The 22,205-nt window shown below is 63.5% G+C and carries 18 protein-coding genes; 16 read left to right on the top strand and 2 right to left on the bottom strand.

Annotated features, from left to right (window positions below; translation table 11 throughout):
• Window positions 1-257 precede the first annotated feature (257 nt).
• On the top strand, window positions 258-986 hold the full coding sequence (locus tag ACO1XS_RS08965; RefSeq protein WP_331569458.1) for a FadR/GntR family transcriptional regulator: 729 nt from the start codon (window positions 258-260) through the stop codon (window positions 984-986).
• 19 nt (window positions 987-1,005) lie between these two features.
• Here ACO1XS_RS08965 and ACO1XS_RS08970 read toward each other — a convergent pair whose 3' ends face one another.
• Window positions 1,006-1,926 (bottom strand): LysR family transcriptional regulator, encoded by a 921-nt coding sequence (locus ACO1XS_RS08970; RefSeq protein ID WP_486390478.1) that lies wholly within the window; start codon window positions 1,924-1,926, stop codon window positions 1,006-1,008.
• Window positions 1,927-2,070: 144 nt separating this feature from the next.
• On the opposite strand from ACO1XS_RS08970, the gene ACO1XS_RS08975 reads away from it, so the two are divergent.
• The 7 genes from ACO1XS_RS08975 to ACO1XS_RS09005 all read left to right on the top strand — a co-directional run bounded on the left by ACO1XS_RS08975 (window position 2,071) and on the right by ACO1XS_RS09005 (window position 10,800).
• Window positions 2,071-3,042: an ABC transporter permease gene (locus tag ACO1XS_RS08975; protein WP_331569454.1), complete on the top strand. Its 972-nt coding sequence runs from the start codon at window positions 2,071-2,073 to the stop codon at window positions 3,040-3,042.
• Complete coding sequence (locus ACO1XS_RS08980) at window positions 3,039-3,950, top strand: ABC transporter permease (RefSeq protein ID WP_331569452.1); 912 nt, start codon at window positions 3,039-3,041, stop codon at window positions 3,948-3,950. The genes ACO1XS_RS08975 and ACO1XS_RS08980 overlap by 4 nt, the downstream gene beginning before the upstream one ends.
• Before the next feature lie 8 nt (window positions 3,951-3,958).
• Complete coding sequence (locus ACO1XS_RS08985; protein WP_331569450.1) at window positions 3,959-4,936, top strand: ABC transporter ATP-binding protein; 978 nt, start codon at window positions 3,959-3,961, stop codon at window positions 4,934-4,936.
• Entirely contained in the window at window positions 4,933-5,976 is a 1,044-nt protein-coding gene (locus ACO1XS_RS08990; RefSeq protein WP_486390479.1) for an ABC transporter ATP-binding protein, read from the top strand. Before ACO1XS_RS08985 ends, ACO1XS_RS08990 begins: the two co-directional genes overlap by 4 nt.
• Window positions 5,973-7,589 carry an ABC transporter substrate-binding protein gene (locus ACO1XS_RS08995; RefSeq protein ID WP_486390480.1) on the top strand — a complete coding sequence of 539 codons (1,617 nt, stop codon included), beginning with the start codon at window positions 5,973-5,975 and terminating at the stop codon, window positions 7,587-7,589. The genes ACO1XS_RS08990 and ACO1XS_RS08995 overlap by 4 nt, the downstream gene beginning before the upstream one ends.
• On the top strand, window positions 7,582-9,522 hold the full coding sequence (locus tag ACO1XS_RS09000) for a CocE/NonD family hydrolase (protein WP_486390481.1): 1,941 nt from the start codon (window positions 7,582-7,584) through the stop codon (window positions 9,520-9,522). The genes ACO1XS_RS08995 and ACO1XS_RS09000 overlap by 8 nt, the downstream gene beginning before the upstream one ends.
• Before the next feature lie 177 nt (window positions 9,523-9,699).
• Entirely contained in the window at window positions 9,700-10,800 is a 1,101-nt protein-coding gene (locus ACO1XS_RS09005; protein ID WP_486390482.1) for a porin, read from the top strand.
• A 48-nt stretch (window positions 10,801-10,848) separates the two neighbouring features.
• Here the strand turns inward: ACO1XS_RS09005 and ACO1XS_RS09010 are convergent, their stop codons facing one another.
• Window positions 10,849-12,591 carry an IlvD/Edd family dehydratase gene (locus ACO1XS_RS09010; protein ID WP_331569440.1) on the bottom strand — a complete coding sequence of 581 codons (1,743 nt, stop codon included), beginning with the start codon at window positions 12,589-12,591 and terminating at the stop codon, window positions 10,849-10,851.
• A 322-nt stretch (window positions 12,592-12,913) separates the two neighbouring features.
• On the opposite strand from ACO1XS_RS09010, the gene ACO1XS_RS09015 reads away from it, so the two are divergent.
• From ACO1XS_RS09015 to araG, 8 genes are all read left to right on the top strand, one after another.
• Entirely contained in the window at window positions 12,914-13,879 is a 966-nt protein-coding gene (locus tag ACO1XS_RS09015) for an ABC transporter substrate-binding protein (protein ID WP_173259983.1), read from the top strand.
• 47 nt (window positions 13,880-13,926) lie between these two features.
• Window positions 13,927-15,453, top strand: coding sequence for a sugar ABC transporter ATP-binding protein (locus ACO1XS_RS09020; RefSeq protein WP_331569438.1), 1,527 nt, complete (start codon window positions 13,927-13,929; stop codon window positions 15,451-15,453).
• Window positions 15,450-16,502, top strand: coding sequence for an ABC transporter permease (locus ACO1XS_RS09025; protein WP_331569436.1), 1,053 nt, complete (start codon window positions 15,450-15,452; stop codon window positions 16,500-16,502). Before ACO1XS_RS09020 ends, ACO1XS_RS09025 begins: the two co-directional genes overlap by 4 nt.
• Window positions 16,499-17,599 carry a galactofuranose ABC transporter, permease protein YjfF gene (yjfF, locus tag ACO1XS_RS09030; RefSeq protein WP_331569434.1) on the top strand — a complete coding sequence of 367 codons (1,101 nt, stop codon included), beginning with the start codon at window positions 16,499-16,501 and terminating at the stop codon, window positions 17,597-17,599. The genes ACO1XS_RS09025 and yjfF overlap by 4 nt, the downstream gene beginning before the upstream one ends.
• A gap of 21 nt (window positions 17,600-17,620) precedes the next feature.
• Window positions 17,621-18,547 carry a dihydrodipicolinate synthase family protein gene (locus ACO1XS_RS09035; protein ID WP_331569432.1) on the top strand — a complete coding sequence of 309 codons (927 nt, stop codon included), beginning with the start codon at window positions 17,621-17,623 and terminating at the stop codon, window positions 18,545-18,547.
• Window positions 18,548-18,570: 23 nt separating this feature from the next.
• Window positions 18,571-19,500, top strand: a complete 930-nt coding sequence (locus ACO1XS_RS09040; RefSeq protein WP_331569431.1) for a Gfo/Idh/MocA family protein — start codon at window positions 18,571-18,573, stop codon at window positions 19,498-19,500.
• A 123-nt stretch (window positions 19,501-19,623) separates the two neighbouring features.
• Complete coding sequence (locus tag ACO1XS_RS09045) at window positions 19,624-20,628, top strand: arabinose ABC transporter substrate-binding protein (RefSeq protein WP_331569430.1); 1,005 nt, start codon at window positions 19,624-19,626, stop codon at window positions 20,626-20,628.
• A 4-nt stretch (window positions 20,629-20,632) separates the two neighbouring features.
• On the top strand, window positions 20,633-22,180 hold the full coding sequence (araG, locus tag ACO1XS_RS09050) for an L-arabinose ABC transporter ATP-binding protein AraG (RefSeq protein ID WP_486390483.1): 1,548 nt from the start codon (window positions 20,633-20,635) through the stop codon (window positions 22,178-22,180).
• Window positions 22,181-22,205 lie beyond the last annotated feature (25 nt).

Raw genomic sequence — 22,205 nt, forward strand, 5'->3', positions numbered from 1 at the left:
AGTTGAGGTAGTAATGGCCGCGCCTGGCTGACACCGGCGCCCCGGCCATCGAACGGCAAGCGACCGAGACGGCGTTCACCGCACCCATGCGACTCGATCACCTTTCCTTAACGGGCTGGGGTACCCGATTATTCCCTGATGGCGTCATTATTTCGATAATTCGTGCGTTGGCCCATGCTATGCTGCGAACACCCTCCGCGGCTACGCAGCCCGCGTGAGTTCGCTTCGCGCGGTCAGCGCACCGCATTGAACAGACCATGGACTATCGGCATCTCAAGAATCGCAAGAGCATGCACGCTCGGATCGTGCAGGAACTCGGCATCGAGATCGTCAGCGGCAAATTTGCGCCCGGCGAACGCCTGCCCCCCGAGCCGAGCCTTTGCGAAGCCTACGGCGTGAGCCGGCCGGTTCTGCGCGAAGCCACCCGTGTGCTGGTCGCCAAGGGGCTCGTGGTATCGAAGCCGCGCGTGGGGAGCGTCGTGCGCCCACGGGAAGAATGGCACATGCTCGATCCCGACGTGCTGTTCTGGACCATCAGCAGTACGCCCGAGGGCGATTTCTTTCGCTCGCTGCTCACGGTGCGCCGCATCATCGAGCCGGCCGCGGCCGCGCTGGCGGCCTCCGAAAGCACAGAAGCCGATCTGACGCGCATTCGCCGGGCCTTCGAACAAATGGCGAACGCGGAAACGGCGTCGGCATTGCTCGATCCCGATCTGGAGTTCCATCGCGCGATCATGGCGGCTACGCACAACGACATGCTTGCCTTCATCGGCAACATGATGTCGCTGGCGCTCTCCGAATCGATCAAGCTGACGAGCCGCCACCCGGACACGCATGCGCTGTCGCTGCCGCGTCACAAGGCCATTTTGACGGCAATAGAAAACCGCGATCCGCTCGGCGCACGTCAGGCAAGCCTCGTGCAACTCGAGAACGCTCGCGCTGACGCCGAGACGATTCTCGAAGTGGCGGCTCGCAACTCGCGGTGAGGGTAAAAGCCGCCCGCGGCTACTCGAACGAATCCGTCGTGCGCCGAGCGTGGAGATCTTCCAGCGCCCCGGCAAGGCAGGTGGCAAATGCCTCGCAGGTTCCGCTGATCGGATAGGTCTCGAGGGAGGCGATTCCGGTCTCGAAGCTGATCGCCGGTACGAACGGCCTCATCACGAACTGCTCCGTGTCGCAACATTGCGCGATCAACCGGTTGACGATCGCCGCACCGGCCCCGCGGGCTGCCATCGCGCACGCCACGCTCACCGAATGCACCTCGGCGATGACGTTAGGCGTCACCCTCGCGCTGCGGAACGCCGCGTCGATTTCCTGACGAAGCGCGCTCTGGCGCCATAGCAGCACGAGCGGCACGCCATCCAGATCGCGCGCAGAGACGGTCCTGTTCCGGACCAGCGGATGCGAGCGCGGCATCACGCACACCGATTCACTGTTGAACCGCCACTTGACTGAAAAACCGGACAGGCGCGTCGGGAGTCGCACGAATGCAAGATCGACCTCCCGGCTCAACAATGCGCGTTCCGAAGCGTCATAGGTACCCGAAAACACCTCCAAGACTGCATCGCGGTGCGTTTCATAGAAATGCTGCATCACAGCAGGCAGCAGAAACTGAGCGAATGTATTCGGAACCATGATGCGCACCAGCTTGCGCTGCGTGCCGGCCAGTCGCAGTTGCTGGGCATGCCGTTCAAGGCACCGCGCCGCCTCGACGATCGTCTCCACCTCCTGCACTAGCGCACCTCCCTCGCGCGTGGGCGTAAGCCGCCCCTGTTCGCGCACGAACAGGCTCAAGCCAAGATCCTCCTCCAACTGGCTCAGCAGACGACTCACCGCGGACTGCGAGCATCCCATCCGCTGCGCAGCCGCCGTGGTCGTATGCAGCGTCGAAATCGCCACGAAAGCTTCGAGTTGCTTCAGGTTCATTTCGGGATTCGCATACGGCTATGTTGATTCGACATAAGGTTGCGGACGGTTTTTTGCCGTCGAATGATCGGGGCGTTGCACGAGTCGGTGCCTTTTGGTGTACCGGCAGCCCCCGCATTTTCATCATTTGAGGTTCCGCACGCAATGATCGCCTTCATCATCCGGCGGCTAACGCAGAGCATCGGTGTGTTGCTGCTTACGTCAGTGCTCGTTTTCTGCGGCGTGTTCGCCATCGGCGATCCGATCGCGATTCTGGTTCCAGCCGACGCGACACCGGCCGAAATCGCGCAGGCCGTGCAATCGCTCGGGCTGAATCAACCGCTCTGGCAACAGTATCTGCATTTCGTCGGGCGAGCATTGCATGGCGATCTCGGCCGCTCCTTCGTATTCAATCAACCGTCGATCCAGCTGATTCTCGAACGTCTGCCTGCAACGCTGGAACTGGCGGTCGTAGCGCTGCTGCTCGCACTGATGGTCGGTCTGCCGCTGGGTCTCATCGCCGGCCTGAGGGCGGGGTCCGTGCTCGATCGCACGGTCATGACGGGCTCGATCCTCGGCTTTAGCCTGCCGAACTTCTGGCAAGGCATCATGCTCGTGCTGATTTTTTCGGTGACGCTCGGCTGGCTACCGTCGGCCGGCCGTGGCCAACCCGGGACGCTGTTCGGTATCCACACCAGCCTCGCGACGTGGGACGGCCTGCGGCACCTGCTGCTGCCGGCACTCAATCTGTCGCTCTTCAAGATGTCGCTCGTCACGCGCCTCACGCGCGCCGGCGTGCGCGAAACGCTGCCGCTCGACTACGTGAAGTTCGCCCGGGCCAAAGGCTTGCGCGAGCGGCGAGTGATCTTCGTCCATGTCCTGAAGAACATCCTCATTCCCATCGTCACCGTCGTGGGCATGGAGTTCGGTTCGTTGATCGCATTCGCTACGGTGACGGAAACGATCTTCGCATGGCCGGGGGTCGGCAAACTGATCATCGACAGCATCACGAAGCTCGATCGTCCGGTCATCGTTGCCTATTTGCTGATCGTGGTCGCAATGTTCACGGTACTGAACCTCGTCGTCGACATCATCTATTCGCTGCTCGATCCCCGCGCGCGGCTGGAGGCGGTATGAGAGGCAGCGCGACTCTTCCTTCGTGGCGTATCGATCGCAATACGACGCTCGGCATCGTGCTGCGCAGTCTGTTCGGCAAGCCGGCCGTCGCTGTCGCGACCTGCATTTGTCTTGCGCTCGTTGCCATCGCTGTACTTGCTCCTTGGATCGCGCCGCAGAATCCGTACGATCTTGCCTCGCTCGATATCGTCGATGGCCGCCTCGCGCCCGGTACGCGTGGCGCGAGTGGCCATCTGTACCTGCTCGGCAGCGATGCGCTTGGGCGCGACATGTTCGCCGCAATGATGTATGGGCTACGCATCAGCCTTGGAGTCGGTCTGCTGAGCGGCGTTTTCGCGATGACGCTCGGCACGACGCTGGGCCTCGTCGCCGCGTACTTCGGCCGTCACGTCGATACCCTCGTGATGCGAGCCGTCGATCTCACGCTCGGTTTTCCGACGATTCTCGTCGCGCTGATGATGCTTGCCATTCTCGGTCAGGGTGTCGACAAGGTGATCCTCGCGCTAGTCGCCGTGCAATGGGCCTATTTCGCCCGCACCGTGCGAGCAGTCGCCGCCGTCGAACGCCGCAAGGAATATATGGAGGCCGCGCTGTGCCTCGGTTTGAGCCACAGGCGCGCATTGTTCAGCCAGTTGCTGCCGAACTGCCTTCCGCCCGTCATCGTCATTGCCCTCGTACAGATTGCCGCCGCCATTTCGGCTGAAGCCACATTGAGCTTTCTCGGCATCGGCCTGCCCGTCACGCAGCCCTCGCTAGGTCTGCTGATCGCGAACGGCTATCAGCAATTGATCGCCGGGTTCTACTGGATCAGCGTTTTCCCCGGCCTGCTGCTGCTCGTGCTCGTTTTCAGCATGAACATCGTCGGCGACAGCCTGCGCGAAGCATTGAACCCGCGTCTTCAGAAATAGGATTTCGCATGTCACCCCCCACCCTGTCCGTTCAGAATCTGCGCACCTATTTCTTCACGGGGGCCGGTATCGCGAAAGCCGTCGACGACGCGAGTTTCGACGTCGCGCCGGGCGAGATCGTCGGGCTCGTCGGCGAATCCGGTTCCGGCAAATCGATTACGGGCTTTTCCGTACTCGGCTTGATCGACGCACCTGGGCGAATTGTCGACGGGCGCGTGCTGTTCAAAGGCGAAGATCTGACCACGCTCACGCCTGCCGCGCTTCGCCATTTGCGTGGCAATCGCATAGCGATGATCTTTCAGGATCCGATGATGACCCTGAACCCGGTTCTGCGCATCGACACACAGATGATCGAGGCGGTGCAGGCCCACACGCGCCTATCGAAGCATGCAGCGCGGCAACGTGCCCAGGACGCGCTCGCGTCGGTCGGCATACCGTCGCCGGGCGAGCGACTGCGTGCGTATCCGCATCAATTGTCAGGCGGCATGCGACAACGTGTGGCGATCGCCATCGCGCTGCTGCACGACCCGGAGCTGATCATTGCCGATGAGCCCACCACGGCGCTCGACGTCACCATCCAGGCGCAGATTCTGGCCGAAATGCAGAAGCTGTGCGCCCGCTCGCACACGGCGATGGTATGGATAAGCCACGATCTCGCGGTGGTCGCCGGACTCGCCGATCGCATTTGCGTGATGTACGCCGGCCGCGTCGTCGAGACCGGCAGCGTCGACGAGATTCTCGAACGACCGCGCCACCCGTACACGATCGGGCTGATCGATTCGCTACCCGAAAAAGCGCGCCGCGGCGAGATGCTGAGACAAATTCCGGGTATCGCACCCAGTGCGCTCCATCTGCCGGTGGGCTGCGCGTTCGCACCGCGTTGCGCCCATGCCACCGCGCTGTGCCGCAGCGCGGTGCCCCCGGTCAGCGGGGAAGCCGTTCATCGATACCGTTGTTTCCATCCACGTTCCGGAGCGCGCGCATGAACGCACCCCACGTCATGGTGCCGATGGTCGAGGTCGACCACGTGTCGCGCCGCTTCGTTCGTCGTCTGAATTACGCGGAGCGAATCGCCGGCTGGCTCGGCGCGCGCGCCGCGGAACACGTCGTCCACGCAGTCGACGACGTCAGCCTGACGATCCATCGCGGCGAAGTGCTCGGCCTCGTCGGCGAGTCCGGCTGTGGAAAATCGACGCTAGGCCGGCTGCTGGCCGGAATCGGTGCACCGTCGAGCGGCTCGATCCGCACAATCGAGAAAACTGCCGAGCCGTCCGCGCTCAGCAGTGCGCCCGACGGCGTTCGCGCTGGCCGCCCCACTGCGCGGCACCGGCTGGCCACGCAGATGATTTTCCAGGACCCGCTGTCATCGCTGAATCCCCGTAAGCGCGTGCGCGACATCATTGGCGAGGCGCCACTCGTACACGGATTCGTGGAGCGAAAACACCTCGATGCCTATGTCGTGGACGTGATGGAACGCGTCGGACTGAATCCCGAGTTCCGCGATCGTTTCCCGCATCAGTTTTCCGGAGGCCAGCGTCAGCGCATCGGTATCGGCCGGGCCTTGGCGGTGAAGCCCGATTTTCTGATCTGCGATGAGTCGATTGCGGCACTCGACGTGTCGATCCAGGCGCAGATCATCAATCTCTTCGTGCAACTGCGCCGCGATCTCGGCCTCACGTATCTGTTCATCAGCCATGACCTGGGCGTGGTCGAGCACATCAGCGATCGCGTTGCGATCATGTATCTCGGCCGCATCGTCGAAACCGCGCCGACCGTCGAACTGTTTGCCCATCCGCAACATCCGTACACGATCGCGCTGCTGGCGCAAGTGCCGCGTCTGTCGAATCGCAAGCGGCAATTCGAGTCGATTCAAGGCGAAGTTCCATCGCCGCTCGCCCCGCCCGACGGCTGTCATTTCCACCCACGCTGTCCCCATGCAACGCAGCGTTGCCGCACCGAGCGTCCGCTGCTGCGTTCGAGCGGCCGCGCTCATGAGGTCGCATGTCATCTGGTGGAGGTGCAATGAACGCAGTGATTTCATTCATGCGCCGACGCGAAGTGAGGCGATCGGCCACGATCGCATTGGTGTGGGCGCTGATGTTTTCCGGTTCGTCCGCCATTGCACAGGCTCGTTCGCTGACGATGGCCCTCGCTTCCGAGCCGTCGTCGCTCGACCCGCTGTTCTCGCGCACGCAGAACAATATGCAGACCGCCGAAAACATGTTCGAGAGGCTGATCGAGCAGGACGAGAATCTGCGGATCCGGCCCGGACTTGCGGTGTCGTGGCGCGCCGTGGATCCGCTTACGTGGGAATTCCACCTGCGCCCGAACGTACGATTCTCCGACGGTTCGCCGATGACTGCGGACGACGTCGCGTATTCGCTGCGCCGCGCGCGATCGGTGCCCAATAGTCCCGCGCCTTTTTCCGGGGCCGTGGCCAACATACAGCGCATCGAGATCGTCGACCCGCTGACGCTGCGCATCCTGACGAAGACGCCGTCACCCGCGTTCGTGGAGCAGATAGGGCTCGTGTATATCGTGTCGCGGCATGCAACCGCGGGGCACGCGAGCGAAGACTACCGCCTGCCCGCGATCGCGGTCGGCACCGGCCCCTATCGTCTCGCCCGCTGGATTCCGGGCGATCGTCTGGAGCTCGTACGTAACGACTATTACTGGGGCAAGCGGCCGGATTTCGACACCTGCACGATCCGTTTCATGTCGAACGACGCGGCCCGACTGTCGGCTTTGCTCTCCGGCTCCGTCAGCTTGATCGACAACGTCCCCCCGGTCACCATCGATCGCCTGCGCCGCGAACGAAACGTGACGCTCTTTTCCGGTCCATCCGCGCGGCTCATCTATCTCGCGCTCGATTCGTCGCGCGATTCCTCGCCGTTCGTCACTGCCGCCAACGGGGCAAGCGTCGCTCGCAATCCACTGCGCGACGTCCGCGTGCGCCAGGCGATCTCGAAGATGATCGATCGCGACGCGATCACCCAGCATCTGCTCAACGGCGCGGGGCTGCCGGCCGCGCAAATAGTGCCGCCGGGCATGGGCGGTCATGACCCGCAGCTCAGGCCGGACCGATACGACCCCGCGGGCGCGCGGCGCCTGCTTGCCGAGGCCGGCTATCCCGAGGGTTTCGGGCTGACGATCCATTCGTCGAACGATCGGTTCGCAAGCGATGGCGATCTTGGGCAAGCACTGGGACAAATGCTCGCACGCGGCGGTATCACGGTGAACGATGTGGTCACACGGCCCTACAACGTGTATGCCGGCGCCGCCGCGCGACGCAGCTATAGCGCATTCATCTTTAGTTTCGGCAATACGACGAGCGATTCCGCGATCGGGCTGACCAATGTGCTGGCGAGCTACTCGCGCGAAGCGGGCACCGGTGCCTTCAACCGCACTCGCTATTCGAATCCGACGCTCGACAGGCTGCTGCGCGAAGCCGCCGCGACCTTCGATCCCGCGAGGCGCGAGCAACTGCTGCAAAACGCCGCGCAGGCGGGCTTCGGGGACTACGGCATCGTGCCGCTTTATTTTCCCGTGGACTATTGGGCGGCACGCGACGGCGTCATTTTTCATCCAAACAAAGCTGAACGCACTTCGCTGCTCTTCATCGAGACTCGACATGACTGATGCTTCATTGCGTAACGGAGCGCTTCCCGCCGATTCGACGCTCGCCCCCCTTCGCGACATCATGGTGCCCATGCGCGATGGCGTGCGGCTTGCCACCGATGTGTACTTCCCCCTGGGTTACCGCCTCGGCGAGGATGCGCCGTTGCCCGCGATTCTCGAACGCACGCCCTATGGAAAATCCGACATCTCCCGCTCGGAAGTCCATCACGGTCGGCCGCCCGCGAATCGCGCCGATGTAGCACGCTACTTCGCCGCGCGCGGCTACGTTGTCGTCCTGCAGGATTGTCGAGGGCGCTATCACTCCGAGGGCACATTCACGAAGTATGTTGCCGAAGGGCCGGACGGCTTCGACACGATCGAATGGATCGCGCGACAGCCCTGGTCGGACGGCAAGGTCGGCACGATGGGACTGTCGTACGCGGCGCATACGCAACTCGCCGCGGCCTGCCTGAATCCGCCGGGGCTCGCGTGCATGGTGCTGGACTCGGGCGGCTTCGCGAACGGCTATCGGTGCGGTATCCGCCAGGGCGGCGCCTTCGAGTTGAAGCAGGCGACGTGGGCGTTCAACCGGGCGAAGAACAGCGTGGCCGCTGAGAATCCGCTCGTCGCGGCGGCGCTGAACGCGAGCGATCTGCGTGAATGGTTTGGGCGGATTCCTTGGCGGCCGGGGCACTCGCCGCTGGCGGTGGTGCCGGAATACGAGCGCTATCTGTTCGAGCAGTGGACGCGCGACGTTTTCGACGACTACTGGAAACAGCCGGGCATTTATGCCGAAGGCTATTACGGGACGATGACGCGCGTGCCAACGGTGCTGATGTCGAGCTGGTACGACGCCTATGTGCGCAGCACGCTCGAGAACTTCGCCGCGCTGTCCGGGACCGCCGGCGCCCCGACCTATCTGATCATGGGGCCATGGCTGCACGGCGACCGCAACGTTTCGTACAGCGGCGACGTCGAATTCGGGCCCGAGGCGGTTGTCGAAGGCCAGATCGCGGAAGACTGGCTGAGGTTTCGCGCCGACTGGTTCGACCGCTGGCTGAAGCCGCAGGATACGCCGCATGAATCCGCCGATGCTGTCGCGCGTATTTTCGTGATGGGCGGCGGTAGCGGCACGCGCAATCCGCAGGGCCGCATGGAGCACGGCGGGCGGTGGATCGGCTCGCCGCAGTGGCCGCTTCCGGGCACGCGTTTCACGCCGTTTTACCTGACGCCCGACGGTTCGCTTTGCGAGTCGGACGACGCATTGCATGCTCAGCCGTCCGAGACCTCGTACGCGTTCGACCCGTCCAATCCGGTGCCCACGATCGGTGGTGCCTTGACGTCGGGCGCGCCGGTGTTCGAGGGCGGCGCGTTCGATCAGCGCGAGGACCCGCGCTTTTTCGGCACGCGGCACCCGGGCATGCCGCTCTCGGCACGCTCCGACGTGCTCGTCTTTCAGACCGGGCCGCTCGAAGAAGACGTCGCGGTGGTCGGACCCATCGTCGTCAAGCTATGGATTTCCTCCGATGCGCCCGATACCGACTTCACTGCCAAGTTGATCGACGTCTATCCGCCCAATGCGGATTACCCGCATGGCTACGCGATGAACCTGACCGATGGAATTTTCCGTTGCCGCTTTCACGCGTCATGGGAAGCGCCGCGCCCCCTCGAAAAAGGGCGCATCTACGCGATCGAAATCGAACCGTTCTCCACGGCGAATCTGTTCAGACGCGGGCATCGGATCCGGCTCGACGTTTCAAGCAGCAATTTCCCGCACTTCGACGTCAACCCGAATAGCGGCGAACCGCCCGCGCTGGCGCGTACGCCACGCGTCGCGGTGAATAGCGTGCATTTCGGCGCGGGCCAGGCGTCGCACGTCGTGCTGCCGCTCGTTCCGGTTGCATCGCTCCAAGCAATGCCGCCGCATCGGCGGTCGAGCCGCAATACCACCTAGCAAACCCCCGGCACCGCTTCGTTTCAGGCATCGAGGCGCCGCGTTCAGCGCGGCGTCGGAGGGCGCTTTTCGCCCGCGTTTTCCGCGATGGTCAGCGCATCCGTGCCGATACGACGATTCGCGGTTCGCCGCACGCCGATTTTCAACAGCAAGTCCAATACCAAGAGGAAAAGCACCATGCGCAAACAGACAGTTCCGGCGGCACTGCTCGCCATCGTCGGTTTCGGCCTGGCGGCCGGCGGGGCACATGCCCAGTCGAGCGTCACGCTGTACGGCATCGTCGACGGCGGTTTCACTTACACCAGCAATCAGGGCGGCAAGCCGAACTATCAGGCCACGGCCGGCAACGAACAAGGCTCGCGTTGGGGCCTGCTTGGCACGGAAGATCTCGGTGGCGGCAACCACGCGGTGTTCCGCCTGGAAAACGGCTTCAATTTAATGAACGGCACGGCGAGCGCCAACGGGCGCATTTTCGGACGCCAGGCGTGGGTGGGCCTGGCGAGCGATCGCTACGGCACATTGACGCTCGGCCGACAGTACAACGCGGCGCAAGACTCCCTGGAGCCCCTGCAAGTTGCCGGCGATACCGTTCAATACGCAACGCATCCCTTCGACGTCGACGATATCAACAACACGTTTCGCACCGACAACTCGATCAAATACGTGACGCCGAACTTCCGCGGTTTGCAGATCAACGCGATGTATGCGCTGTCGGGCAATGCGGGCAACTTCGCGACGAATCGCTCCTACAGCGTCGGCGCAACTTATGCGAATGGACCGTGGCATTTGGGTGCGGCCTACGTGATGCTCGATCATCCGGCCACCGATACGACGGGCGCCATTCCGTCCGATAACTACTTTACGTTTCTCAAAGGGATCAGCCGGCAGCGCATCTATGGCGCGGGAGGTTTGTACGACATCGGCGACGCAAGCGTCGGTTTGATGTACACGAACACACGCTTCGAGCTGACGCCGGCGAACCAGTACCGGACCTACCAGAACGCTGAAGCGAGCCTGCGCTACCGGGTCACTCCCGCGTTGCACGCTGCGCTCGGCGAAACGTATACGAATGTATCGACGAACGGGAAGGTGGATTCTTGGCACTACTGGCAGACGACGGCCGGTCTGCAATACTTCCTCTCGAAATCGACGGACGTCTACGCCGACTTGCTGTATCAGCGCGCCACGAACGCCGTCGCACAGATCGAGGGCGCCTCGGGCCCCTCGAGCAGCCATACGCAATGGATGGCGGTGACGGGCATCCGTCACAAATTCTGACCCCTGGATGCCCGTAGATCGTCGATGCTTTCGATGCCGCCGTCAACTTCAATGCGAATGCGGCGGCACTTCAGCACCGCGGCAGCCAACCAGGAAATCGAAGTCGCATCCTTCATCCGCCTGCAATACGTGGTCGACATAGAGGTTGCGATAACCGCTCGCATCGGCAGGCGCCGCGCGAAGCGTTTCGCTCCATTCGGCGAGACGCGCCGTCATCTCCGCCGCCGAGATATCGAGGTGCAGTCGGCCGGCCTCGCAATCGAGTTCGATCCAGTCGCCGTTGCGTACGATGGCGAGCGGGCCGCCCGCGCGTGCCTCGGGCGCCACGTGCAAAACTACGGTGCCATAGGCGGTGCCGCTCATGCGCGCATCGGATATCCGCACCATATCGGTCACTCCCTGCGCGAGGATCTTCGGCGGCAGCCCCATATTGCCGACTTCGGCCATACCGGGATAACCCTTCGGTCCGCAGTTCTTCATCACCAGAATCGAATCGGCCGTGACATCGAGATCGGGGTCGGCGATGCGCGCCTTGTAATCGTCGAAGTTCTCGAAGACGACGGCGCGGCCGCGATGGTTCAACAGTGAAGGCGTGGCGGCGGACGGCTTGAGTACCGCGCCGCGCGGAGCGAGGTTGCCGCGCAACACACAGAGACCGCCGTCCGCGACGAGCGGATTGTCGAGCGGCCGGATCACCTCGGCGTTGTAGAGCGGCGCTTCCTGACAGTTCTCCCAGATCGAGCGGCCATTGGCCGTCAGCGCATCCGGGTGCGGCAGCAGGCCCGCATCGCCGAGCCGGCGCAGCACGGCAGGCAAGCCGCCCGCGTAATAGAACTCCTCCATCAGAAAGCGCCCCGACGGTTGCAGATCGACGATCGTCGGCGTGCCACGCCCGATGCGCGTCCAGTCATCGAGCTCGAACGGCACGCCGATGCGCCCCGCAATGGCCTTCAGATGGATGGCGGCATTGGTCGAGCCCCCGATCGCGGCGTTCGCGCGCACGGCGTTTTCGAATGCCTCGCGTGTCAGCAGCTTGGACAGGCGCAGATCCTCGAGCGCCATTTCGACGATACGCATGCCCGATAGATGGGCCAGGACATAGCGGCGCGAGTCGACAGCCGGAATCGCTGCGTTGTGGGGCAACGTCACTCCGAGCGCTTCGGCCATACAGGCCATCGTCGAGGCGGTACCCATCGTGTTGCAGGTACCGGCCGAACGCGACATGCCGGCCTCGGCCGACATGAATTCGTGTAGCGAGATCTTTCCGGCCTTGACCTGCTCGCTCAATTGCCAAACGACCGTACCGGAACCGATGTCCCGCCCTTCGTGCTTGCCGTTGAGCATCGGGCCGCCGCTCACGAGAATGGCGGGCACATCGCAGCTCGCCGCCCCCATCAACAGCGCCGGTGTAGTCTTGTCGCAGCCGGCCAGCAATACCACGGCGTCGATCGGATTACCGCGGATCGATTCTTCGACATCCATGCTCGCAAGGTTGCGCGTGAACATCGCCGTGGGACGAAGGTTGGACTCGCCGTTCGAGAAGACGGGAAATTCCACCGGAAATCCGCCCGCCTCGAAGACGCCGCGCTTCACATGCTCCGCCAGCTTGCGAAAGTGCGCGTTGCAGGGCGTCAGCTCCGACCACGTGTTGCAGATGCCGATGATCGGCTTGCCCTGGAACTCATGATCGGGAATGCCCTGGTTCTTCATCCAGCTGCGGTACATGAAGCCGTTCTTGTCGGCCGTGCCGAACCACTGGGCGGAACGGAGCTTAGCGCGTTTGTCGGTCATAGCTTGTTCGATAAAATTCTGTAAGTAGTAATACTATATCGGGACTGCCGAGGGCTGACCACTATTTGAGAAACCCAAACTTTTGGTCGAGCCGTCAATGCCCCTCGGTCTGCGATTTACGCGAGAATGCACCGTTTGGCGCGCCAACTTCTCGCAACGACCACACAGAAATAGCATGACTATTGGGTTTCGTGATCTGGGGAAAACGCTAATCGCGCCCGCATGACTCGATGCCTATAGTTTGGCTATTTCCGGGTCTGCGCAAGCGAACCGGGGATAGGCGCAAGCAACAAAGACAAACGAAGAGAAACCGGAGACACAGATGAGACGCACCGTACGCCAGACGCTTAAGGCCTTGTTTACCGTCACGCTTCTCACGGCCGCCGTTGCGGGCCATGCCGAAGACAAGAAAATCACGCTGGGCTTCGCGCAGGTCGGCGCGGAAAGCGCCTGGCGCACAGCGAACACCGTCTCGGTCAAGCAGGCCGCGAAGGATGCAGGCATCAATCTGAAGTTCTCCGATGCGCAGCAAAAGCAGGAGAACCAGATCAAGGCGATCCGTTCCTATATTGCGCAGAAAGTCGATGTGATCGCGTTTTCGCCGGTCGTCGAATCGGGCTGGGAGCCCGTGCTGCAAGAAGCGAAGCGCGCCCATATCCCGGTCGTGCTGACGGACCGGAACATCGACGTGAAGGACAAGGATCTGTACGTGACGATGATCGGTTCGGACTTCCTCGAAGAAGGCCGTCGCGCCGGCCGTTGGCTCGAGGAAACGTACAAGGACAACCCGGGCCCGATCAACATCGCCGAGCTGCAAGGCACGGTGGGCTCCGCACCCGCGAACGATCGCCACGCCGGCCTGATGGAAATCATCCAGAAGGATCCGAAGTTCAAGATCATCGCGTCGCAAAGCGGCGACTTCACGCTCGCGGGCGGCAAGCAGGTAATGGAAGCGTTCGCCAAGACCTACGGCAAGAAGATCAACGTCGTCTATGCGCACAACGACGATATGGCGCTCGGCGCGATCCAGGCCATGGAGGAAGCCGGCATCAAACCCGGCAGCGACGTGAAGGTCGTGTCGTTCGATGCCACCAAGGGCGGCTTCCAGGCGATGATCGCCGGCAAGATCAATGTCGACGTGGAGTGCAGCCCGCTGCTCGGACCGCAGTTGATGTCGGCCGTCAAAGACATTGTTGCGGGCAAGCAACTGCCCAAGCGCATCGTGACGAACGAAACGGTGTTCCCGATGAACGTCGCGGCGCAGGTCCTGCCGCAGCGTAAATACTGATCCGGCGCGCCGCAAGGCCCTGAGAACCCAAGCTTGAGCGAATGCCCATGACCGGCCCTCTCGTGCTCGAAACCGTCGGCCTTTCCAAGTCGTTTCCTGGCGTACAGGCGTTGCGCAATGTCGATCTGCATCTGTATGCAGGCGAGATTCATACGCTGATGGGCCAGAACGGCGCCGGCAAATCGACGCTGATCAACGTGCTCACGGGCGTGCATCCGCACGATGCCGGCGAAATTCGCATCGAGGGGCGTCCCGTGGACTTCGCGGCGCCGCTCGAAGCGGAGGCCGCCGGCATCCGGACGCTCTACCAGGAGGTCAATCTCTGTCCGAATCTGTCGGTCGCGGAGAACATCTTCGCGGGCCGCCAGCCGATGCGCCGCGGCGCCATCGACTGGAAAGCGATTCGCAAAGGAGCCGAAGCGGCGCTGGCACAGCTGAACGTGTCGCTCGACGTCACCAAGTCGCTCGACACGTACCCGATCGCCGTGCAACAGATGGTGGCGATCGCGCGCGCAGTATCGGTCGATGCGCGCGTGCTGATTCTCGACGAGCCGACGTCGAGCCTCGACGACAGCGAAGTCGCACGGCTGTTCGACGTGCTTCGCAAGCTCAAGCGTTCCGGCATGGCCATTCTGTTCGTCACGCATTTTCTCGAACAGACCTACGCTGTGTCGGACCGTATCACCGTCATGCGCAACGGCGAGCGCGAAGGGGAATATCTGGCGAAGGATCTGCCCGTCGATACGCTCGTCGAAAAGATGGTCGGCGACACGCGCATGGCTGAGCGGCAGGCCAACGCCGCAGCCCGCCAGGCAACGCAGGCGCCCGCCGACAGCGCCGACGTGGCGCGCTTTCAGATGAAGGGCGTAGGACGCCGCGGACTGTTGCATCCCGTCGATCTGTCGATCGAGCCGGGACGGATCGTCGGTCTCGCGGGCCTGCTCGGCTCGGGCCGCACCGAAACGGCGCAATTGCTGTTCGGCGCCGAGCGCGCCGATACGGGCACCGTGACTGTCGACGGCAAACCCGTCAAGCTGGGTTCGCCGCGGCATGCGGTGCGCCACGGCATCGGCTACTGCCCCGAGGATCGCAAGAAGGAAGGCATCGTCGCCGCGCTCTCGATCCGCGAAAACATCGTGCTGGCGCTGCAGGCGCGGCGCGGCTGGTGGCGCCCGCTCGGGCGCGCGAAAGAGCGGCGCATCGCCAATGAATACATCGCGTCGCTCGGGATCCGCGCGCGCGATGCCGAACAACCGATCGAACTGCTCTCGGGCGGCAACCAGCAAAAAGCGCTGCTGGCCCGGTGGCTCGCCATCGAGCCGCGCATGCTGATTCTCGACGAACCCACGCGCGGCATCGACGTCGCCGCCAAATTCGACATCATGGACCGTGTTCTTGCCCTGTGCGCGAAAGGCCTCGGCATCCTGCTGATCTCATCCGAACTCAGCGAGGTGTTGCGCGTAAGCCATAGCGTCGCTGTGCTGCGCGACCGGCGCAAGGTCGCCGAGCTCGCGGGCGAAAAGCTCGACGAAGACGAAGTCTATCGGCTCATCGCCGGAGGCAACGCGTCATGACAGCACGCATCGGTACTGCCCTTCGGGCCGCTTTGCGGCACCCCCTACTGTGGCCCGTGCTCACGCTCGTGCTGCTGTTCGCGCTCGACGTCGCGCATCGCGCCGATTTCCTCGCGATCACGATGCTCGACGGACATCTGTTCGGCGCACCCATCGACATTCTCAACCGTGCGGCCCCGTTGGCCATCGTGTCGCTCGGGATGACACTCGTCATCGCCACACGCGGCGTCGACATTTCCGTCGGGACCGTCGTCGCCATCGCCGGCGCCACAGCGGCCATGTTGCTGGCCGACGATCCGACGCATGTCGGCCGTGCCGTGGCGGCCGCGCTGGGCGTCGGGCTCGTGGCCGGCGCATGGAACGGCTTGCTCGTCGCGTTCGTCGGCATGCAGCCGATCATCGCGACGCTGATCCTGATGGTCGCCGGCCGCGGCATCGCCCAGTTGTTGACGGGCGGGCAGATCATTCCGATCTCGGCGCACAGCTATCTGACGCTCGGCGGCGGCTATCTCGCCGCGGTGCCCTGCTCCGTCTGGATCGCGGCCGGCGCGACGGCGGCCACCGCACTGCTCATCAATCGCACGGCGTTGGGGCTCTTCATTCGTGCGATCGGCATCAATCCGGTGGCAACGCGCCTCGTCGGATTGCGCGCGAGCGCGATCGTCTTCGGCGTCTATGTGTTTTGCGGACTGGCCGCCGCGCTCGCCGGCGTCATCACGAGTTCGAACGTGCGCAGCGCCGACGGCAACAACGCGGGCCTGTTGCTCGAACTCGATGCGATCCTCGCCGTCACGCTGGGCGGAACCTCGCTGCTCGGCGGCCGGTTCTCGCTTGCCGGCACCGTGCTCGGCGCGCTCATCATTCAAACGCTCACCTACACGACCTATTCCATCGGCGTGCCGCCCGAAGCGACGCTCGTCGTCAAAGCGATCGTCGTGCTGCTCGTGAGCATCATTCAATCGGCAAGCGCGCGCGAAACGATCGTCCGGCTCATCGGACGTGCGGTCGTGCTGGCGCGCGTCAAACCTGTCAACGAGGCGGCCAAATGAGAGCCGTATTGCAGCGACTCATCGATCCGCGCACGCTGCCGATCGCCGTTACCGTCATCCTCTTTGCCGCGCTGTTCGGCTTTGGCTCGGCGATGTACACCGGCTTCGGTTCGCTACAGGTCCTCGTCGGACTGCTCGTCGACAACGCGTTCCTGCTGATCGTGGCGATCGGCACGACGTTCGTCATCGTCTCGGGCGGCATAGACTTGTCCGTCGGGGCCGTGGTGGCCTTCACGACGATTCTTTGCGCGATCCTCTCCGAACGGCTGCATTGGCCGGTCTGGGCCATTGCGCCGCTCGTGCTCGTGCTCGGTGCCGCATACGGTGCCGCGATGGGCGCGTTGATCCATTTTTTCAAGCTGCAAGCGTTCATCGTCACGCTGGCGGGCATGTTCCTCGCCCGCGGCGCGTGCTTTCTGATCACCACACAGTCGATCGAAATCCATGAAGCATCGTTTCATGCGTTGGCGAGCTTTCATGTACCGGTCGGCAGCGGCGATCTCAACGCGGGTGCGTTGATCGCGCTCGCCATGCTGGCAGTGGCGATCTACGTGGCGCACTTTACGCGCTTCGGCCGCAACGTCTATGCGATCGGCGGCAACGAAAAGTCGGCACTGCTGATGGGTTTGCCCGTCGCGCGCACGAAGATCGGCGTCTATGCTTTCGGCGGACTGTGTTCCGCGCTCGGCGGTCTCGTCTTCACGCTTTACGTGCTGTCGGGCTATGGCCTGCAGGCGCAAGGCATGGAACTCGACGCCATTGCCGCGGCCGTCATCGGCGGCACGCTGCTTACCGGCGGCGTCGGCTATGTCATCGGTTCGGTGTTCGGTGTCGGCGTGCTCGGCACCATTCAAACGCTGATCACGTTCGACGGTACGCTCAGTTCGTGGTGGACCCGCATCGTCATCGGCGCGCTGCTCTGCGTGTTCTGCCTGCTGCAGCGCGTAATCGAGCGGCAGGCCGCGCGCCGCAAGGCAAACGGCTCGGGATTGGGCGGCCATGCGGCCGCCGTCGACGAAACCCGCCCCTCGGACGAAGGCGCCCTGCCCTTGAGTCTGAACGAGCGCGCGCTACCCGCTCAGGCGAACATCCGATAGCTTTCAACCAGGAGTCGAATTGTGGTGACCTTTTCCCGACCGTTCTCGGGTCTCTTTCCTGTCGCACCGACGCCGTTCACCGAATCGGGCGACCTCGATCTCGACGGCCAGCGCCGTGTGATCGACTGCATGGTCGACCAGCGTGTCGACGGCATCTGCATTCTGGCCAACTACTCCGAGCAATATGCGCTGACCGACGCCGAGCGCGATACGCTGATCGACGTTTGTCTCGAGCAGACGGCTGACCGCGTGCCCGTGATGGTCACCTGCAGCCACTTCACGACGCGCATCGCGGCCGACCGTGCGCGGCGTGCCGCAGCGGCGGGCGCGAGCCTCATCATGGTCATGCCGCCCTACCATGGCGCGACGATGCGCGTGGACGAAGCGGCGATGTTCGAGCATTTCGCGCGTGTCGCCGAAGCGGCAGGCGTGCCGGTCATGATTCAGGACGCGCCGCTCTCGGGCGTGGCGCTCAGCGTGCCGTTCCTCGCGCGTATCGCGCGCGAGCTGCCGCTCGTGCGCTACTTCAAGATCGAAGTGCCGCAAGCGGCGGCCAAGCTGCGCGCATTGATCGCCGCGGGCGGCGACGTCATCGAAGGGCCGTTCGACGGCGAAGAGGCCATCACGCTGATGCCCGACCTCGATGCCGGCGCAACCGGCACGATGTCGAGCGCGTTGCTGCCCGACCTGATCCGGGAAGTCTTCGACGATTTCCGGGCCGGGCGACGCGAAGAAGCGCGCCAAGGCTACGCGCGCATCCTGCCGCTCATCAACTACGAAAACCGCCAGTGCGGCTTGCGCGCCACCAAAACCGTGATGATGGAAGGCGGCGTGATCAAGAGCGACGCCGTGCGCCATCCGCTCGAAGCGTTGGCGGGCGCGACACGCGCCGAGCTGCTCGAGCTGGCGCGCGAAGCGAACCCGCTTGCACTGCGCTGGGGCCGGTAAGAAGCAAACAGGCGAGACGATTCATGAGTCACACACTGAAGTTGGGCCTCGTCGGCATCGGAAAGATCGCGCGCGACCAGCATCTGCCGGCGATTGCCGCGGATGCCGGCTTCGAGCTCGTGGCCTGCGCGAGCCGCCATGCCGAAGTCGAAGGCGTACACAACTATTCGACCATCGAGGAGATGCTGGCCCACGAGCCGCATCTCGATGCGGTTTCACTGTGCGCGCCGCCGCAGGTGCGCTTTGCGCAGGCACGCGCGGCGCTCGAAGCCGGCAAGCACGTCATGCTCGAAAAACCGCCCGGCGCGAGCCTGCACGAGATCGAGGTGCTGCGCCAGCTGGCGCGCAAGGCCCGCCGCACGCTGTTCGCGAGCTGGCATTCGCGCCACGCGCCGGCCGTGGAGCCTGCGCGCGCGTGGCTCGCCTCGCGCGAGATCCAGGCTGTCGTTGTGAACTGGAAAGAGGACGTACGCAAATGGCACCCTGGACAAAAATGGATCTGGCAACCCGGCGGCCTCGGCGTATTCGACCCGGGCATCAACGCGTTGTCGATCGTAACGCGCATCTTGCCGCGCGAAATCGTGCTCAACGCCGCGACGCTGCACTTTCCGTCAAACACACAAACGCCCATCGCGGCGAGCCTTGTCTTCGCCGACGAGCACGGTGCGCCCGTGCGTGCTGAGTTCGACTGGCGCTATGGCGCGACCGAGCAATGGCAGATTGCGGTGACCACGAACGTCAGCCGATTGCGCATCGACGCGGGCGGCAAAACGCTCGAGATCGACGGCAAGCCTGTCGATGTCGGCCCTGAACGCGAATACCCGTCGCTTTACGCACATTGGCGGCAATTGATCGAGCGTGGCGAAGAGGATGTCGATGTGCGTCCGCTACGCCATGTCGCCGACGCGTTCTTGCTCGGCACGCGGCGCGAGGTCGAACCGTTCGTCGACTGAATAAACGAACGCCAACCCGAATCCCAAACCAACGAACCGAGTTGAGGAAAGCCGCAACAAGCGGCGTTGATCGACGTATTACCACACCACCGGTCTATCGAGACCGACACCCAGGAGACAAGTATGACCAGCAAGCTTCGCCGCTTCACGTTGTGCGCCGCCGTGGCGATGACGTTCGCCGCACCGTTCGCCATGCAAAGCGCAGTCAAGGCGGAAGAGCCGCTCAAGATCGGTTTTCTCGTGAAGATGCCCGAGCAGGCATGGTTCATCAACGAACAAAAGGCTGCCACGGCGCTCGGCAAGCAAGACGGCTTTTCGGTGGTGAACATCGGCACGCCCGATGGTGAAAAAGTACTGGCCGCCATCGACAACCTCGGCGCACAAGGCGCGAAGGGTTTCGTGATCTGCGCGCCCGACGTTCGCCTCGGCACGGCCATCAAGGCCCGCGCCAAGAAGTACGGCATGAAGTTCGTGACCGTCGACGATCAGCTCGTCGACTCGGCCGGCAAGCCGCTCGCGGATGTGCCCCACCTCGGCATGTCGGCGTTCAAGATCGGCAATCAGGTCGGCCAGGCGATTTCGGACGAGATGAAAAAGCGCGGCTGGAAGCCCGAGGAAGTCGGCGCGATCCGCATCACCGACTATGAACTGCCGACGGCCAAGCTGCGCACGGATGGCGCGACGAAGACGCTGCTCGACAACGGCTTCAAGAAGGAAAACATCTTCGACGCCCCGCAAAAGACGACCGACGACGAAGGCGGCTTCAACGCGGCATCGCCGGTGCTCTCCAAGCATCCGAACATCAAGAAGTGGGTCATCTACGCGCTGAACGAAGAGACGGTGCTGGGCGGCGTGCGCGCCACCGAGCAGGTGCACATTCCGTCGAAGGACGTGATCGGCGTGGGCATCAACGGTGCGGGCGAAGCGTTCGCCGAGTTCCAGAAGAAGGAACCGACGGGCTTTTACGGCACGATTGCCGTCAGCTCGACGAACCACGGCAAGGACAGCACCGAAAACCTCGTGAACTGGATCAAGAACGGCAAGCAGCCGCCGGCCGACACCCAGACGACGGGCAAGCTGATGACGCGCGACAACTGGCAAGACGTGCGCAAGGAACTCGGGATCTAAAGGCATGCATAACGCGAACGACATCGCCGAAGCCGCGGCGCCCGCACGGGCGCCCGGCGACGCCGCCTCCCCTTATCTGGAGCTCGACGGCATCACGGTCAGCTTCCCTGGCGTACTCGCGCTCGACCGCGTTTCGTTGAACGTGCGCTCGGGCGAAGTTCACGGGCTCATGGGGGAAAACGGCGCGGGCAAATCGACTCTGCTCAAGGTTCTTTCGGGTGTGAACGATCCGCAGGCCGGGACGTTACGCTTGGGCGGTGTCGAGCAGCGTTTCTCGGGCACCAAGGCGGCCATCGATGCCGGCATCGCCATCATCTACCAGGAACTGCATCTGGTGCCCGAACTGACGGTGGCGGAAAACCTGATGCTCGGGCAGTTGCCGAGCCGGCTGGGCGTGCTCGACGAGCGTGCGCTCATGGCACGCGCCACCGACACGCTCACGCGGCTCGGCGAACGGATTGATCCGAACACACAGGTCAAGCATTTGTCGATCGGTCAGCGTCAGATGATCGAGATCGGCAAGGCGCTGATGCGCGACGCTCGCGTGATCGCGTTCGACGAACCGACGAGCTCGCTTTCCTCGCGCGAAACCAAACAGCTCTTTCAGATCATCGACGGGCTGCGCGCGGAGGGTCGCGCCATCATCTATGTGACGCATCGCATGGACGAAGTCTACGAGCTGTGCGATCGCGTCACCGTTTTCCGCGACGGCCATTCGATCGAGACGTTCGATGCCGTCGAAGGCCTCGATCGCGACCGGCTGATCAGCTGCATGATCGGCCGCTCGATTCGCGACGTCTACGGCTACCGGCCGCGCCCGAGCGGCGACGTGATGATCGAAGCCAAGGGGTTGATGGGGCCGGGTCTTTCCGAGCCCGCTTCGTTCTCGGCGCGCCGCGGCGAGATCGTCGGCTTTTTCGGTCTCGTCGGCGCCGGGCGCTCCGAACTCATGAAGCTCGTGTGCGGGGCCGTGAAGCCGAGCGGCGGTCATGTCGAATTGAATGGCAAGCGCGTTTCGTTTTCGACGCCGCGCGATGCGGTGCGCGCGGGCATTGCGCTGTGCCCCGAGGATCGCAAGCAAGAAGGGATCGTGGCGATCGCCTCCGTGGCGGACAACCTGAACATCAGCGCGCGGCGGCACTTCAACATCGCCCGGTTCATGCTGAACGAGCGGCGCGAGCGCGAGCTCACCGACGATTACATCGCCAAACTGTCGATCAAGACACGCGACGGCGATACCCCGATCGGCAAGCTCTCGGGCGGCAATCAGCAAAAGGTCATCCTGTCGCGCTGGCTGGCCGAGAAGATCGACGTGTTCGTCATGGACGAGCCGACGCGCGGTATCGACGTCGGTGCCCGCGCGCAGATCTACGAGTTGCTCTATGAACTGGCCGAGACCGGCCGCACGGTGCTCATGGTTTCGAGCGACCTGGCCGAGGTCATCGGTGTAGCCGATCGCGTGATCGTAATGAAGGAAGGCCGCGTGGTCGGCGATCTGCCGAAGGCGGACGCTACCCCCGATCAGCTGATCAAGCTCGCTTTGCCGCAATAACCCGCAATAACCGTACAGCAATCGC

It is taken from the genome of Trinickia sp., from assembly GCF_057351765.1.